We start from the raw sequence: 17,774 nt of genomic DNA, 5'->3' as shown, positions 1-17,774 counted from the left end.
TCATCGCTCCTTGACCAGCTCGGCGTACGGACCGCCGGCCGCCACCAGGGCGTCGTGCCGCCCGCGTTCCACGATCGTGCCGTGCTGCAGTACGACGATCTCGTCGCTGTCGCGCACCGTGCTGAGCCGGTGCGCGATCACCACACAGGCGCAGCCGCGCTTGCGCAGGTTGTCGATGACGGTCTGCTCGGTCTCCGCGTCCAGCGCGCTGGTCACCTCGTCGAGCACCAGGATGCTGGGCCTGCGCACCAACGCCCGTGCGATCTCCAGGCGTTGACGCTGGCCGCCGGAGAAGTTCCGGCCGTCCTGCTCGACCCGGCTCTGGATACCGCCGGGGCGGCGCGTCACCACGTCGTACAGTGCCGCGTCCTCAAGCGCCGCGACGACCGCCTCGTCGGGGATCGACGGGTCCCACAGCGCCACGTTGTCGCGGACCGTCCCCTCGAAGAGGAAGACGTCCTGGTCGACGAAGGAGACGGAGGAGGCGAGGGCGCCGCGCGGGATGTCCTCCAGGCGCTGGCCGTCGATGCGGATCGTCCCTTCCCAGGGGGCGTACAGGCCCGAGATCAGGCGGGACACCGTCGACTTGCCGCTGCCCGAGCCGCCGACCAGGGCCACCTGCTGGCCCGGGCCGACCGTCAGGGAGAAGCCGGTGAGCAGCGGTTTGTCGAGCGGGCTGTAGCCGAACGTGATGTTCTCCAGCTCGACATGGCCGTGCAGGCGGCGGGTGGAATCGCCGGTGCCGTGGCGGTCGTACAGCGGGTCCGCCTGGAAGTTCTCGACGTCCTTGAGGCGGGCGACGTCGGCCGCGAAGTCCTGGATGCGGCCCGCGACGCCGTTGAGGCGGGTGATCGGCGCGGTGAAGCGGGTCACCAGGGCCTGGAAGGCGACGAGCAGACCGACCGAGATGCCTCCCTCGATGGCCCGCATACCGCCGATCCACAGGATCAGCGCGCTGTTGAGCGTCGCGAGCATCGGCGCGACCACGCCCAGCCAGGCGCTCGGCACACCGAGACGCTGCTCCTCCTCCAGGGTGGTCGCGTGCTGCCCGGCCCACTTGCGGAAGTAGCCGTCCTCGCCGCCGGTGGCCTTCATCGTCTCGATCAACTGGAGCCCGCTGTACGCCGTGTTGGTGAGCCGCGCGCTGTCAGCACGCAGCTTGGCCGTGCGGGTCGAGCGCAGCCGGATCACCACCCGCATCGCGACCACGTTGAGCAGCGCGACGCCGATGCCCACGGCCGTGAGCTGCGGGTCGTACGTATAGAGGAGTACCGCGTAGAGCACGACCACGACCGCGTCCACACCGGCCGCCGCGAGGTCTCGGGACAGCGTCTCGGCCACCGCGTCGTTGGACTGGAGTCGCTGCACCAGGTCGGCCGGGCTGCGCTGGGAGAAGAAGGTGACCGGCAGCCGCAGCAGATGGCGCAGGAACCGTGCGCTGGAGAGCGTCGAGGAGATGATGCGGCCGCGCAGCAGGTTCGCCTGCTGGAGCCAGGTCAGCACCACGGTCAGTGCCACCGAGGCGCCCATCGAGGCGAACAGCACGCCGAGCAGTGAGGACTGGCCGCCGATGAGGTAGCTGTCGATGTACGTTCGGCTGAGCGCGGGCACCGCGGCGCCGACCACGACCAGGAGCAGACTCGCGAGGACGGCCGCGGGCATCGTGCCCGACGTCCCGCGCAGCCGGGCCGGCATGGCGCCCAGGACGCCCGGCTTGCGGCCGCCCCGGTGGAAGTCGGGGCCCGGCTCCATGACCAGGGCGACGCCGGTGAAGCTGGTGTCGAAGTCCTCCATCGGCACGAACCGGCGGCCCTTGCCGGGGTCGTTGATGTGTACGCCGCGCCGCCCGAAGCGGCGCCCCATGCCGTCGTAGACGACGTAGTGGTTGAACTCCCAGAACAGGATCGCGGGCGCCCGTACTTCGGCGAGCGCAGCCGTGTCCATCTGCATGCCCTTGGCCGTCAGGCCGTAACTGCGCGCCGCTTTGAGCAGGTTGCTGGCGCGCGACCCGTCGCGGGAGACACCGCAGGCGATGCGCAGCTCTTCGAGGGGGATGTGCCGCCCGTAGTGGCCGAGCACCATGGCGAGGGAGGCCGCGCCGCACTCCACGGCCTCCATCTGGAGCACGGTGGGGGTACGGACGGTCTTCCCCTTGCCCTTGGGGACCGGGCGCTTCGGCGCGTTGGCGCGGCGTCTGCCGCGGGTGTCCTGTGCGGCGGTCACGGGAGGAGCCAATCGGCGGGGCGCTGGTCGGCCAGCCGGATCGAGCCCGTGGCCAGGGTCATGGAAGTCAGCTCGAACGGCGGCCCGTCCGCCGAGGACCACTTGAGGCCGCTCTTCGTACTGGACCTGGGGTCGAGACGGACCAGGACGGCCACCGGCCTGCCGTCCTTCGTGAACTGCTCGCCCAGCTGGCTGTCCCCGAGGAACGCGGCGATCTGCTGCTGGGTCTGCACGGTCCGGTCCACCGCCTTCACATGGCCGCGCAGCACCCCGTACTGCTGGGTCGGCACCGACTGGACGGTGAGATCGACGGACGCGTTCTCGGGGATCGTGGCGGCGTTCTCGGCGGGGACGTACACCGTCGCGTACAGCGGATCGCCGGCGTGGGCGACCTTCTCCACGGCCGCGACGTTCGCGCCGGTCGAGATGATCGCGCCGATGGTGGCGGCGAGCGCGGTGATGCGCCCAGCGGCCACGGTGCGGACGACCGCCGTCTCGCCCTCCGCCGTACGGACCTGCAGCACGGGGGCGTTCGCGGCGAGCCGTACGCCCTCCTTGGCGAGGACCGCGGTGACCTGCCCGGCGACCGGGCTCTGCAGCACGTAACTGCCCTCACCGTGCGTGAGGATGGCGGGCGCGCTGACCGTGGACGCCACAGTTCCCGTCACGGCCCAGACGGAGGCCGCGGCCATGACGACGACCGTCACGGACAGGACGAGCCAGCCCTGAGGACGGGCGAAGCGCACCGGAAGGTCGAGTTCATCCGGTGATTGGAGCTTGGCGAGGGCCTGTTGGCGGAACTGCACGGGACTTCCCTCACCTGTTCGAGAGATTTACGGCACCCGAGAGTCCCGGAACCATGGATTGGTTCCGGGACTCAGCGGCATGAAATGCGATCAGAGACCGGCAACCAGGCCGGTGACCGGGGCGGTGTTCAGGCCGGTCACACCCTCGACCGTGCCGACGACCGTGCCCACGAGGCCGGAGACCGGGACAACCGAGTCAACGAGGCCCGTGACGGTGCCAACGGCGTTCAGGGACAGGCCGCCCGAAACGGCGTCGAGGTCGGCGTCCGAGATCTCGGCGGTGGCAACCTGGGGGGTGGAGTTCATGATGGAACTTCCCTTCGTATGCGTATTCATAAGGGGGGAGAGCGGCCCCCTCTGGGGACAGATGGTCGGCCGCGGCCGCAGGCGTCAGGCACCCGTTTCCGGAAGCCCCCGGAGTGACCCGTGACCCCCGCGGTGCAACGGATCAAAGCACGCTGCCGTGGCACGCATCCAATCAACCGACGCTCTCACCAGGGCAATTGAGCGCCAGATCCGGTCATCCGTGCAGGAGCACGCACTGTTCGATGGCGACTTCTTCACATGCCGCGCGTCAACGCCGCGTACATGCGGTTGCCACCCGCTTCCCGAACGGGACACTCCCGCCCCAATGGCCCCGCGTGCCCCTGCCCCCTGTGGAGATCCTTCGCACGCGGTGACTTCGTTGCGTATTCGGTGTGCAGATTCCCCGAAGCCAGGATTCCGGTCAGTGCTGTCGACGGGGTGTGACCGAGTGCTCGCAGAGTGTGCTGTGCGGCTCGTTGCCATGGCCCCTCGGCCGAGATGTGCGTACGTAAAGGTGCGATTGCCTCGCAATCCACGCCTTTGGCCTGCCTAACTCCTGCCATTTGTAAAGGCAGTTGAACACCCCGTGTGACGCGTGCGTATCAACAGGCATCCAGGCGCCCCCCAGTTCAGCTGCAAGACGGTGGCAACGGACCCCGTCCCCAGGAGGTCAGAAGTTGAGTCACAAACGCATACCCAAGCGCAAGGCCGTAATAGCGGCAGGAAGCGTGGCGGCGCTCGGAGCGGCGGCACTTCTGCTGCCCAACGCCATGGCGTCCCAGTCGGACTCGGACGACGCCACCGCCACGGCCAAGACGTTCAAGGCGGCCGATGTCTCGGACCTGGCCTCGCAGCTCGCCTCCCAGCTGGGTGATGCCTTCGCCGGGTCGTACTACGACGCGGGCAACCAGCAGATCATCATCAACGTCGTCGGTAACAACAGCAATGTGATCAACGAGATCGAGGCTGCCGGCGCGGTTCCGAACCAGGTGCAGAACAGCACCGACGCGCTCGAGACCGCCGCCGCGACGCTGAAGGCCGACGCGACGATCCCGGGCACGGCGTGGTCCGTCGACCCGAAGACCAACGAGATCCGCGTCACCGCCGACTCCACTGTCACGGGCAGCAGCTGGGACACGCTGGAGTCGACCGTCGAGGGCCTCGGCTCGGGCGTGGCGACCATCACGAAGTCCGCGGGCACCTTCAAGACCTACGTCGACGGCGGCGACGCCATCTTCGGCGGCGGCGCCCGCTGTTCCCTGGGCTTCAACGTCACCGCGGGCGACGGCGCCCCCGCCTTCCTCACCGCGGGCCACTGCGGTGTCGCGGCCGCCGAGTGGTCGGACGCGCAGAACGGCGCCCCGATCGCCACGGTCGACCAGGCCACCTTCCCCGGCGACGGTGACTTCGCCCTCGTCAAGTACGACGACCCGGCCACCGTTGCCAACAGCGTGGTCAACATCGGCGACGGCCAGACCGTCGAGATCGCCCAGGCCGCCGAAGCCGCCGTGGGCCAGCAGGTCTTCCGGATGGGCAGCACCACGGGCCTCTTCGACGGCTCCGTCCTCGGTCTCGACGCCACCGTCAACTACCCGGAGGGCACGGTCACCGGGCTCATCCAGACCGACGTCTGCGCCGAACCCGGCGACAGCGGCGGCTCCCTGTTCACCCAGGACGGCAGCGCGATCGGCCTGACCTCCGGCGGCAGCGGAGACTGCACCGTCGGCGGCGAGACCTTCTTCCAGCCCGTCACCACCGCGCTGGCAGCGGTCGGCGCGACGCTCGGCGCGGGCGACGCGGCCGGAGACGCCGGAGCCGGTGCGGAAGACCCCGGTGCGGTGGACCCCAGCGCGAGCGCCAGTGACCCGGCGGCCGGCGACGACCAGGCCGGAGCAGGCGAAGAGGCCGGAGCCGGCGAAGAAGCGGGCGACGCGGGTGACGACACCGGCACCGGCCTGGACGACGGCTCGGGGCTCGTGAACATCAACCCCTGACACCCCAGGCACCGGTGACCCACAGCCACTGACCCGGCCGCGGAACACAGCGGTCCCGGTCGGCAGTGGAAAGGTCCGGCCCTCCGGCGGGAGGGCCGGACCGCTCCGCGTTCAGCCGCGTGCCCGCAGGAGCAGCAGCGCGACATCGTCGGGCCGCTCCTGCGCCGCCGCGTCCTCCTGCTGTACGAGGCTGTCGGCCAGTACGTCGAGCGGCTGGTCTCCGTACTCGGCGAGCCGTCGCCCGAGGCGGGCGATGGCGTCCTCGATGTCGACGCCGGGGGACTCGATCAGCCCGTCGGTGTAGAGGGCGAGCACCGAACCGGGGCCGAGCGGGACCTCGGTCGTCGGATACGTCGCCTCCGCGTCGATCCCGAGCAGCGGCCCTCCGGCCAGGTCGAGCACGCGGACCTTGCCGTCCGGCCGCCGCAGCAGCGGAGGCGGGTGGCCCGCACGCGCCATGACGGCCACCCCGCGCGCGGGTTCGAGCCGCAGATAGAGACAGCTGGCGAACAGTTCACTGCCCAGGTCGATGAGCAGCCGGTTGGTGCTCCGCATGACCTCCTCGGGCGGCTGGCCGACGGTCGTGTACGCACGGACGGCCGTACGGATCTGCCCCATCAGGCCCGCTGCCGTGACGTTGTGCCCCTGTACGTCACCGATCACAGCCGCGGCCCGGCCCTGCGAGAGCACCAGATCGTAGAAGTCCCCGCCGATGTCCATGCCCTGGGTGGCCGGGAGATAGCGCGCGGCCGCCTCGATCGAGGGCACCGACGGCAGCGAGTGCGGCAGCAGCGCGGCCTGCAGACCGTGGGCGAGCCGGAGCTTCGCGTCGTAGAGAAGGGCCCGCGCCAGCGCCTGCGCGATCAGACCGCCCAGACTCGTCAGCACGGCACGCTCGTCCGCCGGGAACGCATGCCGTTCCGTGTACGCGAGGACGCAGACGCCCACCGGGCGCCCGGACGCGATGAGCGGCAGATACGCCCACGCCTCCATGCCGTCGGGTGTCGTGTGCCGGGACGGATAGAGGCGCTCCAGCTGCTCACGGGAGTCGAAGAAGGCCGGAACACCGGTGTTCAGCGTCTGGGTACCCGGGGTCTGCGCGTCGAGCGGCAGCCCGTCGAAGCGCTCCACCACATGGGCGTCCGGGTATCCCCGGTGCCCGAGCACGTGCAGGCGTCCGGCCTGCGTGCCGAGCACCACCAGGGCCTGACTGCCCACGGCGGGGGCGATCTCGTCGGCGACCAACTGCACCACGTCCTGCACGCTCGCCGCCTCCGTCAGCGCGCTGGCGAGGCTCAGCACATGGGAGATGGTCACCAGGCCTGGACGGGTGTCGTCGCTGTCCCCCGGGTCGGTGCGCCTCATCTCGGACACCGCCCGGGCCCGCGAGATCCGCACGCTCAGCCCGTTCGTACTGGGATACAGCCGGAACGACAGCCAGTCGCCGGGCGGCCGCAGCGCCACGAAGGACGTCACGTGCTGGCTGAGCAGCGCGGCCCGGTAGCGGTCCTCGTAGACGGGGTCGTTGAGCCAGGGCACGGACGCCCACAACTGGGTGCCCAGCAGACCGCTGACCGGGACGTCGAGCAGCTCGGCCGTCGCCTCGTTGGCGTAGTTGACGCGCCCGTGCAGATCCAGCGCGCACAGTCCGTACGGCAGCCGCGCCACCATCTGTGCCGCCTCCACCGTGCCGAGCGTGCCGGACACGTTCGCCCCGGTGGCCGGCCCGAGCAGATCCGGCTCGGGGTGCACCGGGTGGTGCGCGGCGGCGGCCCGCTCCAGGCGCAGCGCGAGCCGGTCGCAGGCCGCGGTGAGCTGGCCGCGTTCCCGGTCCGACAGCTCGGGCGGATGCGATCCGGGCCAGGTCACGAAGACGGCGCCGTACACCGTGTTCCCGGTGGCCACCGGGAGTGCGGCCAGCGCGAAGGGATAGGGGAGCACCACGGCGACCCGTGGATAGCGGCCGGCCATCTGCTCCTCGCCGCTGACCCAGATCAGCCGCCGCTCGCGTGCCGCCTCGGCGACCGGGATCGGCGCGCTGAGCCCCACCCGCTCCCACGGGGCGGCGAAGGCCCTGGGCAGCCCCGCCATCACCGCCATCTCCAGGACCGGTTCGCCGGGCGCCAGCAGATATACGGCGCCGGAGTGTGCCTGGACCTCGTCCATCATCGCGGCCAGCGCCAGTGACAGCAGCGGTTGTCCGACCGGCGCCGGTCGAGTGGCCGGTGCCTGCCCGAAACCCTGCGAGACGGACACGCCGACCACCTCCTCGCAGGGCCGCGTGATCAGGTCCCAGAGGTCAAGGCTCTCTCCTGGCGGCTCTTCGCGCACGGCGAGCGGGCCGTCCACGACGCCACGCCGTCCTGACAGCGGGCTTTGCCGGGGGCCTGACGTGCCGGGAACGGTCACAGGGGCTGCGCCGGAGCCCCGGAAGCGCTGTAATGACGGACGTGGTCAGTGAGGACGCTGCGGGACGGAGAACGCGCACGCCGCGTGCCGAACTTGCCCTCAAGACGCTCACGACCGACCTGAACCCCCGTGAGCGGCTGCGCCGAGTCCTCGAACAGGCCCTCGTCTTCACCGGCGCGAGCGTCGTCGCGGTGTACGCGTCGGACCCGAACGGCGGCGAACTGAGCCTCGCCGAGTCGGCGGGCGTGCCGAGAACCCTCTACGGGCTGCGCGACAGCTACCCCGTCACCGGCGGATCCCCGGCGGCGGACGCGCACCGCTCCGGCAGGGCGCTCTGGCTCGGCCCCGAGGAAGTCGGCCGCCAGGCCGACGCCCGGCGACTGCCCTCCCAGGACTTCTGGCTGGCCGCCCTGCCCCTGCGCGACGACGGCTGTCTGCTCGCCGTCAGCGAGCACCCGGACGGCTTCGACCCCGAGGACCGGGACTGCCTGGGCCTGATCGCCGAGGCCGTCGTCTGTCCGCCGCCCGCCCCGGAGACGGGCACCGACGAGTTGCCCGCCAGCTCCTTCAGCCTCGCCATGGACAGCGGACGCGTCGAGGTCGACGAGGTGATGCTGGAGCTGTTCGGTCTGAGCCCGGCCGACTTCGACGGCAAGGTGGAGACACTGCTGTCACTGACGGTTCCGGAGGACCTGCCCTCACTGATGTCCGTGGTGGAGGCGGACCACATGTCCATCGGTGACCGCGAGCTGGAGTTCCGGATCCTCCAGCCGTCCGGCGAGCAGAAGTGGCTGCGGCTGCGCGGACACCTCCTGCCCGGCGGCGAGGGCCGCCCGGCACGGCTCGTGGGCACCGTCTCCGACGCCTCCAAGCTGCGCTCCGGCGGCAACGAGGTGGCCCGCGTCCAGCGGCTCGCCGCCGCCCTGGCCACCGCCGGCACCGTCCGCGACGTCGGCCGGGCTGTGGTCGCCGCCCTGCGCAAGCCCCTCCAGGCCGACCGGATCGCCGTAGCGGAACTCGAGGGGGACCGCCTCATCGTCACCGTCCTGGACCCGCCCGAGCCGGAGGCCTGGCCCGAGATGTGGCGGACCGAGTGGCGCTCGGACTGGCCCGACGCGCCCGTACGCGCCATGCCGACGCTCGCCGCGGCCCTGAGCGAGGGGCGCGCCGCGATCTGGCCCGCCGGGACGGACCTGGAACCCGCCCTCGCCGACGTGGGCCCCGGCGGCCTCGCCGTCCTGCCGCTGCCCGCCGCCGGACGCATCGCCGGCGCCTGCCTGATCGGCTGGGACAGCCCGCACGACTTCGGCGCCGACGAACGCGCCCTGCTGACCGCCGCCGCGGGCCTCACCGGCCAGGCCCTGATGCGCGCCCACGCCTTCGACGCCGAACACGAACTGATCGGCATGCTCCAGCGCACCCTGCTCCCGCGCCGCCTGCCCAAGCTGCCCGGCGCGGTCGCCGTCGCCCGCTATCTGCCCACCACCTCGGGCCTGGAGGTCGGCGGCGACTGGTACGACGTGATCCCGCTGCCCGACAACCACGTCGCCCTCGTCATCGGAGACGTCCAGGGCCACAACGCCTCGGCCGCGACCCTGATGGGCCAGATGCGGACGGCCCTGCGCGCGTACGCCGTCGAGGGACACCCCCCGGACGTCGTGGTCTCGCACGCCAACCGCCTCCTCATGGACCTGGAGACCGACCTCTTCGCGACCTGCTGCTATGTCGACGTGGACATGGAGGAGGGCTCCGCCTGGTGCGTGCGCGCCGGGCATCTTCCCCCGGTCCTGCGTCACCCGGACGGCGGAACGCAGATCGCCTGGTCCGAGGGGGGACCGCCGCTCGGCGTCCTCACCCAGGCCGACTTCCCCATGAGCCCGCTGCGCCTGCCGCCCGGCACGATCGTCGCCCTGACCACGGACGGTCTCGTCGAGTCCGCCGTGGTCGACATCGAAGACGGCCTGGACCGGCTCGCCGGAGAGCTGGCCGCCTCCGACCCGGCCCACCTCGGACTCGTGGCCGACCGACTCCTCGCGGGCGCCAACCGCAGCGACGACGTGGCCCTCCTCCTCATGCGCTACGACGGCATGGCGCTGCGCCCGCTCCGCGAGAGCTGGACGGTCTGGCGCGTCCCCGAGGCGGTGCGGCACGCCCGCCGCTTCACCCGGCGCACCCTGCGCTCCTGGGGCGTGGCGGGCGAGGCGGACGCCGCGCTCCTCGTCGTCTCCGAACTCGTCACCAACGCCCTCGTCCACACCGACGGACAGGTCAGGCTCGACCTCACTCTCATCAACAACCGCTTCAGAATCGCGGTCGCCGACAACTCACCCCGTACGCCGATCAAGCCCACCAGCATCGGCTGGGAGGCCACCGGCGGACGCGGCATCCTCCTCGTCGAGGCGATGTCGGCGGCTTGGGGGACGGTGCCGGTCAGCGGGGGGAAGCAGGTGTGGAGCGAAATCCTCCTGGACTAGCGAAATCCTCCTGGACCGACGTCCCGCTACGGTCCGGGCTGACGTCCCACTACGGTGGACAGCGTGCGTCTGCTCCTGATGTCCGACACCCACCTTCCCAAGCGGGCGCGAGAGTTCCCCGCGCCACTTCTGGCCGAACTTCCGCTCGCCGACATCGTGATCCACGCCGGTGACTGGGTGGACATCGAGACCCTCGACCTTCTGGAGAGCCGGTCGACCAGGCTGATCGGCGTCCACGGCAACAACGACGGTCCGGCCCTGCGCGCCCGCCTCCCCGAGGTCGCCCGTGCCGAGCTGGGTGGCCTGCGCTTCGGAGTCGTCCATGAGACCGGCGCCGCCGAGGGGCGCGAGCGTCGCTGCGCGGTCCGCTTTCCCGACCTCGACGTCCTGGTCTTCGGCCACAGCCACATCCCCTGGGACACCACCACGGACACCGGCCTGCGGCTCCTCAACCCCGGCTCCCCGACCGACCGCCGCCGCCAGCCCCACTGCACGTACATGACGGCACAGGTGACGGACGGCCGGCTGACGGACGTACATCTCCACCGGTTGCCCCCGCGCACCTGACTCAGGTCGTCGCCCACCGCCCCGGATGAATCGCCCCGCCCGTCGCCGTGAGCGGAGCCCCGCTGCCGCCCCACCGCAGGGCGACGATCTCCGCGGCGACGGACACCGCCACCTCCTCGGGTGTGCGGGCCCCGAGGTCGAGCCCGACCGGCGAGCGCAGCCGGGACAGTTCGCTCTCGCCGAACCCGGCGTCCACCAGCCGCTTCATCCGGTCGTCGTGGGTCCGCCGGCTGCCCATCGCCCCGATGTACGCGGCCGGGCGGCGCAGTGCCTCCTCAAGGAGCGGCACGTCGAACTTCGGGTCGTGGGTGAGGATGCAGATCACCGTGCGGTCGTCCGTGATCGTGCCCTTCAGGTAGCGGTGCGGCCAGTCGACGACGACCTCCACACCCGCCGGGAACCGTTTCGGCGTGGCGAAGACGGGGCGGGCGTCGCACACCGTGACCCGGTAGCCGAGGAAGTCGCCGATGCGGGCGACCGCGGCGGCGTAGTCGATCGCGCCGAAGACGAGCATGCGGGGTGGTGGCGCGAAGGAGTGGAGGAAGACGGTGACGTCGTCCTCGCGGCGTTCGCCGTGCGGGCCGTAGTGCCGTTGCCCGGTGGCGCCCTGGGCCAGTTCCCCTCGTGCGTCGGCCGTGACGGCCACGTCCAGACCGGTCGACCCGAGCGAGCCGGACACCTCGTCCGGCCACACGGCGAGGGTGGCCCCGCGCGGCGCCGGACCGTCGATCACCGTCGCCACGGTCACCGGGCGGCCCGCGGCCACCGACTCGGCCACCGCCCCGAAGGTGGGATCGTCCTCGCGCGACACCCGGCGGACGAGCAGTGTGATCTCGCCGCCGCAGGTGAGCCCCACGGCGAAGGCGTCCTCGTCGCTGTACCCGAAGGTCTCAAGACGTGCCTCGCCGGACTCCACCACCTCCTGGGCCAGCTCGAACACCGCCCCTTCGACACAGCCGCCGGACACACTGCCCACGGCCTCGTCGCCGGGGCCCACACCCATGGCCGCGCCCGGATCGCGCGGCGTGCTACGGCTGGCGGCGACCACTGTGGCGAGTCCGAAGGGGGACCCCGCCGCATACCACCGGTTCAGCGCCGGGAGGATCTCACGCATCGCTCGCTCCCTTCACGGCGGACCGCGTCTCCGAGTGCGTCTCGGCGTGTGTCCCAGTGTGCGTCTCTCTCAAGGATCCGCTCCTCTCACCACCGCCGCCAGACGCTCCAGCGCGGCCAGGCTGTGCCCCTCGACGAACGCGTCCACGCTCGGCAACGCCGCCGCCATCCCGGCGGCCAGAGGTGCGTAACCGGGCCGGGCCTTGCGCGGATTGGCCCAGATCACCCGGTGCGCGAGCCGGTGCAAGCGTCGCATCTGCCCCGCGAGCAGGGCAGGATCGCCACGCTCCCAGCCGTCCGACAGCAGCACCACGACCGCGCCGCGCGCCATGCCCCGCTGCCCCCACCGGTCGAGGAACCCGCGCAGCATCTCACCGAGCCGGGTGCCGCCGCGCCAGTCCGGGACCGCCGCCGCGAGCGCCGCCATCGCCGTGTCGGGATCACGGTGCGCGAGCTCGCGTGTCACCCGGGTCAGCCGTGTGCCGATGGTGAACACCTCCGTACGGGCGGTGCCGTGTGTCGCCGCGTGCGCGAAGCGCAGCAGTGCGTCGGCGTACGCCGCCATCGAGCCGCTCACATCCACGAGCAGCACGACTCGGCGCGGACGCTCGGCCCGTTCGTGCCGTAGCAGCCGCGCCGGTTCACCACCGCGCCTGAGCAACTCCCGTACGGTGCGCCGCGGATCGACGCTCCCGCGCCGGGCCGGATGCCGCCGTGCGGTGCGCCGCACCTCGCCGCGCAGCGTGAACGCGGCCAGCAGCCGCCGTAGTTGCTCCCGCTCGGCGGCGGTCAGCCCGGCGAGGTCGCGGTGCCGCAGTACGTCCGTGGAGCTGGCCAGCGCGGGTGTCGGCATGGCGTCCTCGGCCCGCGTCGCCTCCCGGGGAGCGGGACCGGCATCGCGTACGGCCATCCGCAGCCGGGGCGCGGGAGCGAACCGGGCCGGCGCCGCGTCGGCCCTCGCGTCGAAGTACCCCGCGAAGACCCGCTCGTAGCGCTCCAGATCGTCCCGGCTCCCACAGAGGGTGAGGCGCCCGGCCCAGTACACGTCGGAACGCACACCGGGATCGAGGACGCCGAGGGAGGCGAGAAAGGCCTGCACACGGTCGGGGCCCACCTCGACACCCGCCGCGCGCAACGCGCGAGCGAACCCGACGAGGACGGCGGACGCGTCGACCGACTGCGGGTGCGCCACGCCCCTCACGCCCCTCGCGCCGCGAGGATCGCCGACAGATCGAGTCCGCGCGCCCGCTCCACGTCCTCCCGGTACTTCAGCACCGAGCCCAGCGTCGTCACCGCCAGCTCGGCGTCCACCTCGGTCGCGCCCAGAGCGTCCAGGGCCTCGGCCCAGTCGATGGTTTCGGCCACCCCGGGCGGCTTGAGGAGATCCTCGGACCGCAGGGCCTGGACCAGCGCGGTCACCTGCTCGGTCAGCCGGGCGGTCACACCCGGCAACCTCCTTCTCACGATGGCGAGTTCACGGTCGAAGCCGGGATGGTCGAACCAGTGGTAGAGGCACCGGCGTTTCAGCGCGTCGTGCACCTCGCGGGTGCGGTTCGAGGTGAGCACCACGACCGGCGGCGACTCGGCGCGCAGCGTGCCCAGTTCGGGGATGGTGACCGCGTACTCCGACAGCAGCTCAAGGAGAAAGGCCTCGAACTCGTCGTCCGCGCGGTCGACTTCGTCGACGAGCAGCACCGACGGCTGGGTCTCGAGGGCCTGGAGGAGAGGCCGTGCGATGAGGAACCGCCGGTCGTACAGCTCCCCTTCGAGCCGGTCGGCATCCGTGACGCCCGCCGCCTCGGCGGCCCGCAGATGGAGGAGCTGACGCGGGAAGTCCCAGTCGTACAGCGCCTGGGACGCGTCGATCCCCTCGTGGCACTGAAGCCGGATCAGCGGGGCACCGGTCGCCTCCGCGAGGGCCGAGGCGAGCGCGGTCTTGCCCACGCCCGCGTCGCCCTCGCAGAAGATCGGCCGGTGCAGCCGCAGCGCCAGGAAGCAGGCCACGGCCAGCCCGTCGTCGACGAGATACCCGGTCTTCTCCAGCCGGGCTCGCACCTCGTCCGGCCCGCTCACCTCGTGCATCCGCGCTACTCCATGGCGGCAAGCACCGCGCGCCGCGTGAGCACCCGGGCGAGGTGTGCGCGGTACTCGGGCGAGGCCGACGGATCGGACGTGGGATGCGTGCCGTCCGCCGCCACCTCGGCGGCCCGCCGGACCGCGCCCTCCACGGAGGCGCCGACCAGCGCGTCCTCGGTCGCGCCGGCCCGCAGCGGTGTCGAGCCCATGTTCGTCAGCCCGATCCGCGACTCGGCGATCTGCCCGTTCTCGCGCCGTACCAGCGCCGCCACGCCGACCACCGCCCAGGCCTGCGCGACCCGCTGGAACTTCTCGTAGTGGAAGCCCCAGTCGTCGGTCGTCGGGATCTCCACCTCCACCAGCAGTTCGTCCGGCCGCAGCGCGGACTGCAGGTAGTCGACGAAGAACTCGCGGGCCGGGATGGCCCGCCGCCCCGCCGGCCCCTCCGCGATCAGCGTCGCGTCGAGCGCGAGGATCACGGCGGGCAGGTCACCGGCCGGATCGGCGTGCGAGAGCGCACCCCCGAGGGTGCCGCGATGGCGTATGGCTGGATCGGCGACCGTTGCTGTGGCCGCGGCGAGCAGTCCCGCGTGCCGGCGCACCAGCGGGTCTCGGATGACGTCGTGGTGCGAGGTCATCGCGCCGATGATCAGCGTGCCCTCACCCTGGCGGACCCCGCGCAGCTCCGGGATCCGGCCGACGTCGACGACGAGTTCCGGGAAGGTGAGCCGCAGCCGGAGCAGCGGCAGCAGGCTCTGCCCGCCGGCGAGCACCTTTGCGTCCTCGCCCGCGTCCGCGAGCGTGCGCACAGCCTCGTCGACGCTCGTGGGCCTCGCGTACTCGAATGCCGGGGGAATCATGCCGACGCCTCCTCGATCGCTTGCCACACCCGCTGCGGCGTACAGGGCATCGCCACCTCGGTCACGCCCAGTGGGCGCAGCGCGTCCACGATCGCGTTGACCACGGCGGGCGTCGAGGCGATGGTCCCCGCTTCGCCAACTCCCTTTGATCCCAGGGGGTTTGACGTGGCGGGCGTCTCGGTCCTGCCGGTCACGAACTCGGGCAGGTCGGCAGCCGAGGGCACGAGATAGTCGGCCATCGTCCCGGATACCAGGTTGCCGTCGTCGTCGTACACGGCCTCCTCGTACAGGGCCTGCGCGATGCCCTGCGCGACACCGCCGTGCACCTGGCCCTCGACGATCATCGGGTTGATGACCCGGCCGACGTCGTCGACACAGACGTACGACCGGATGGTCGTCCGCCCGGTCTCGGTGTCGATCTCCACCGCGCACAGGTGGGTGCCGTGCGGGTAGGAGAAGTTCTCCGGATCGACGAGGTGCTCGGCGTTGATGGTGGGTTCCATGCCGTCGGGCAGGTCGTGCGAGGAGAACGTCTCGAAGGCGATCTCCTGAATGGTCTTGCGTGCGTCGGGCGAGCCCTTCACGGAGAACACGCCGCGGGTGAACTCGAGGTCGTGCTCGTTGGCCTCGAGCAGATGCGCGGCCACCTTCCGCGCCTTCTCCACCACCTTCTGACCGGCGTGGTGCACGGCGGCCCCACCGACGACGAGCGAGCGCGAACCGTAGGTGTCCATGCCCTGCGGCGCCGTCTTGGTGTCGCCGTGCAGCACCTCGATGTCCTCGAAGGGCACCCCCAGCACATCGGCGGCGATCTGACTCCAGCAGGTCACATGCCCCTGCCCGTGCGGACTGGTGCCCGTGACCACCTCGACCTTGCCGGTCGGCAGCATCCGGATGCTCGCCGCCTCCCAGCCCCCGGCGGAGTACCGCAGATCCCGCAGCACCCGGCTCGGCGCCAGCCCGCACATCTCGGTGTACGTGGACACGCCGATGCCCAGGCGCACGACGTCACCGCGCTCGTTCCGCTTCTGCTGCTCCGCCCGCAGCTCGTCGTATCCGAAGAGCGCGAGCGCCTTGTCCGTGGCGGCTTCGTAGTTGCCGCTGTCGTACGTCAGGCCCGCGATGGAGGTGTACGGGAACTCCTCGTGGCCGATCCAGTTGCGGCGCCTCAACTCGACTGGATCCAGGCTGAGTTCGACGGCCAGCTCGTCCATGATCCGTTCGATGGCGTACGTCGCCTCGGGGCGCCCTGCGCCGCGATAGGCGTCCGTGGGCGTCTTGGTCGTGAACACGCCGGTGATGGTGAGGTCGTATGCGTCCATCTTGTAGATGCCCGGGTACATGAAGGCGCCCAGGATCGGGATGCCCGGCGTGACGAGCATCAGATACGCGCCCATGTCGGCGAGGAGATCGACCTTGAGGCCGAGCAGCTTGCCCTCGCGGGTGGCGGCGATCTCGATGTCCTGGATCATGCCGCGGCCGTGGTGGGTCGCGAGATAGCCCTCGGAACGCGACTCGGTCCACTTCACCGGCCGTCCCAGCCGGCGCGCGACGGCGAGGGCGAGCGCTTCCTCGCCGTACACCTGGAGCTTGGAGCCGAAGCCGCCGCCCACGTCGGGGGCGATTACGCGCAGCTTGTGCTCGGGGACGCCCGTGACGACGGACAACATGATCCGCAGGATGTGCGGGATCTGGGTGGAGGAGTAGACGGTGTACTCGCCGGAGGCTGCGAGCGGGGTGACGACGACGGCGCGCGGCTCCATGGCGTTGGGAATGAGCCGCTGCTGGACGTAGCGCCTGCGCAGCACGACGTCGGCGCGCTGCCGGACGGTCGCGTAGTCCTCGCCAGTGGCGAGCGGCCAGTCGTAGCAGCGGTTGGTGCCCTTGTCGGCGTGGACCAGCGGGGCGTCCTCGGCGAGGGCGGCCTCCAGATCGAGGACCGGGGGCAGGGGCGCGTAGTCGACCTCGATGAACTCCAGGGCGTCGGCGGCCGCGTACCGGTCGCGGGCCACGACGACGGCCACCGGGTCGCCCGCGTAGCGGACCTCGTCGACCGCGATCGGCGGGTGGTCGGGGTGGACGATGTCCTCGGTGACCGGCCAGGCGCACGGCAGCGAGCCGAGGCCCTCGGCGAGATCGGCGCCGCTGAACGCGGCCACCACGCCGGGCTGTTCACGTGCCGGAGCGACGTCGATCCGGTCGATGCGGGCGTGCGCCATGGGGCTGCGCAGGATCGCCAGATGCAGCAGGCCGTTGACGCTGATGTTGTCCGTCCAGTTGGTCTGGCCGGTGACGAGCCGCGCGTCCTCCTTGCGGGGCCGGGAACGCCCGACCTCCCGCTCCGTTGTCCCACTCATGTCGAGACCTCCTGTCCGGAGGCGGCGAGGACCGCGCGCACGATGTTCTGGTAGCCGGTGCACCGGCAGAGGTTGCCCTCCAGGGCCTCCCGCACGTCCTTCGCACCCGGCTCCGGGTTCTCGCGGAGCAGATCGCGGGCCGCCATGATCATCCCGGGCGTGCAGTAGCCGCACTGGAGCGCGTGCCGCTCGTGGAACGCCTTCTGCAGCGGATGCCACTCGCCGTCGCGGGCCAGCCCCTGGACCGTCGTCACTTCGCCCCCGTCCGCCTGGACGGCGAGCACCGAGCAGCTCTTGACGGTCACCCCGTCCAGGTCGACCGTGCACGCCCCGCAGTTGGAGGTGTCGCAGCCGATCGGGGTGCCGGTCAGACCCAGCCGGTCACGCAGATAGTGGATCAGCAGGAGACGGGGTTCCACCTCGTCCTCGTACGTCGTGCCGTCCACCTTCACCGAGATACGGGTCATGTGCCCTCCCAGGGAACCGTGCGAGGGGTGGTGGGGAATCAGCCACCGGACGTGATGGGCGTCACTCTAGGACGGCCCCCTGACAGGGGCGAGTGTCGCGACAGGCATTTGTTGAGCGTTAA

At 71.5% G+C, this 17,774-nt stretch carries 13 protein-coding genes; 3 read left to right on the top strand and 10 right to left on the bottom strand.

What is annotated here, in order from left to right:
* The 3 genes from OG266_RS03555 to OG266_RS03545 all read right to left on the bottom strand — a co-directional run bounded on the left by OG266_RS03555 (position 1) and on the right by OG266_RS03545 (position 3,335).
* Positions 1–2,223 carry an NHLP family bacteriocin export ABC transporter peptidase/permease/ATPase subunit gene (locus OG266_RS03555; protein ID WP_266471774.1) on the bottom strand — a complete coding sequence of 741 codons (2,223 nt, stop codon included), beginning with the start codon at positions 2,221–2,223 and terminating at the stop codon, positions 1–3.
* Positions 2,220–3,029, bottom strand: a complete 810-nt coding sequence (locus tag OG266_RS03550; RefSeq protein WP_266471773.1) for an HlyD family efflux transporter periplasmic adaptor subunit — start codon at positions 3,027–3,029, stop codon at positions 2,220–2,222. Before OG266_RS03550 ends, OG266_RS03555 begins: the two co-directional genes overlap by 4 nt.
* A 90-nt stretch (positions 3,030–3,119) precedes the next feature.
* Positions 3,120–3,335, bottom strand: a complete 216-nt coding sequence (locus OG266_RS03545; RefSeq protein ID WP_266471771.1) for a type A2 lantipeptide — start codon at positions 3,333–3,335, stop codon at positions 3,120–3,122.
* Between the two features lie 677 nt (positions 3,336–4,012).
* Between OG266_RS03545 and OG266_RS03540 the strand changes: the two genes are divergently transcribed.
* Positions 4,013–5,329: a S1 family peptidase gene (locus OG266_RS03540; RefSeq protein ID WP_371542592.1), complete on the top strand. Its 1,317-nt coding sequence runs from the start codon at positions 4,013–4,015 to the stop codon at positions 5,327–5,329.
* A gap of 111 nt (positions 5,330–5,440) precedes the next feature.
* On the opposite strand, the gene OG266_RS03535 is transcribed toward OG266_RS03540, so the two are convergent.
* Positions 5,441–7,498, bottom strand: coding sequence for a SpoIIE family protein phosphatase (locus OG266_RS03535; protein ID WP_371552638.1), 2,058 nt, complete (start codon positions 7,496–7,498; stop codon positions 5,441–5,443).
* A 272-nt stretch (positions 7,499–7,770) separates the two neighbouring features.
* Here OG266_RS03535 and OG266_RS03530 point away from each other — a divergent pair, with 272 nt between their 5' ends.
* Together OG266_RS03530 and OG266_RS03525 are read left to right on the top strand one after the other, a co-directional pair.
* The gene (locus tag OG266_RS03530) at positions 7,771–10,212 is read left to right on the top strand and encodes a SpoIIE family protein phosphatase (protein WP_371542589.1); all 2,442 of its coding nucleotides are present in this window, start codon (positions 7,771–7,773) and stop codon (positions 10,210–10,212) included.
* 63 nt (positions 10,213–10,275) lie between these two features.
* A complete protein-coding gene (locus OG266_RS03525; protein WP_371542586.1) occupies positions 10,276–10,779 on the top strand; it encodes a metallophosphoesterase in 504 nt (167 codons plus the stop codon).
* A 1-nt stretch (position 10,780) separates the two neighbouring features.
* Here the strand turns inward: OG266_RS03525 and OG266_RS03520 are convergent, their stop codons facing one another.
* From OG266_RS03520 to OG266_RS03495, 6 genes are all read right to left on the bottom strand, one after another.
* Complete coding sequence (locus OG266_RS03520) at positions 10,781–11,893, bottom strand: XdhC family protein (RefSeq protein ID WP_371542583.1); 1,113 nt, start codon at positions 11,891–11,893, stop codon at positions 10,781–10,783.
* A 69-nt stretch (positions 11,894–11,962) separates the two neighbouring features.
* On the bottom strand, positions 11,963–13,093 hold the full coding sequence (locus OG266_RS03515) for a VWA domain-containing protein (RefSeq protein WP_371542581.1): 1,131 nt from the start codon (positions 13,091–13,093) through the stop codon (positions 11,963–11,965).
* Positions 13,090–13,974, bottom strand: a complete 885-nt coding sequence (locus tag OG266_RS03510; protein WP_371542578.1) for an AAA family ATPase — start codon at positions 13,972–13,974, stop codon at positions 13,090–13,092. Before OG266_RS03510 ends, OG266_RS03515 begins: the two co-directional genes overlap by 4 nt.
* A gap of 5 nt (positions 13,975–13,979) precedes the next feature.
* Positions 13,980–14,828 carry a xanthine dehydrogenase family protein subunit M gene (locus tag OG266_RS03505; protein WP_371542576.1) on the bottom strand — a complete coding sequence of 283 codons (849 nt, stop codon included), beginning with the start codon at positions 14,826–14,828 and terminating at the stop codon, positions 13,980–13,982.
* Positions 14,825–17,185 (bottom strand): xanthine dehydrogenase family protein molybdopterin-binding subunit, encoded by a 2,361-nt coding sequence (locus tag OG266_RS03500; RefSeq protein ID WP_371542574.1) that lies wholly within the window; start codon positions 17,183–17,185, stop codon positions 14,825–14,827. The genes OG266_RS03505 and OG266_RS03500 overlap by 4 nt, the downstream gene beginning before the upstream one ends.
* Entirely contained in the window at positions 17,182–17,652 is a 471-nt protein-coding gene (locus tag OG266_RS03495; protein WP_266471752.1) for a (2Fe-2S)-binding protein, read from the bottom strand. Before OG266_RS03495 ends, OG266_RS03500 begins: the two co-directional genes overlap by 4 nt.
* Positions 17,653–17,774: the final 122 nt, after the last annotated feature.

It is taken from the genome of Streptomyces sp. NBC_00554 (genome assembly GCF_041431135.1).
In the GTDB taxonomy this organism is placed as follows: Bacteria; Actinomycetota; Actinomycetes; order Streptomycetales; family Streptomycetaceae; genus Streptomyces.
Note: the sequence above shows the minus strand (reverse complement) of the source record. Positions and strands in the feature narration are given on the sequence as shown.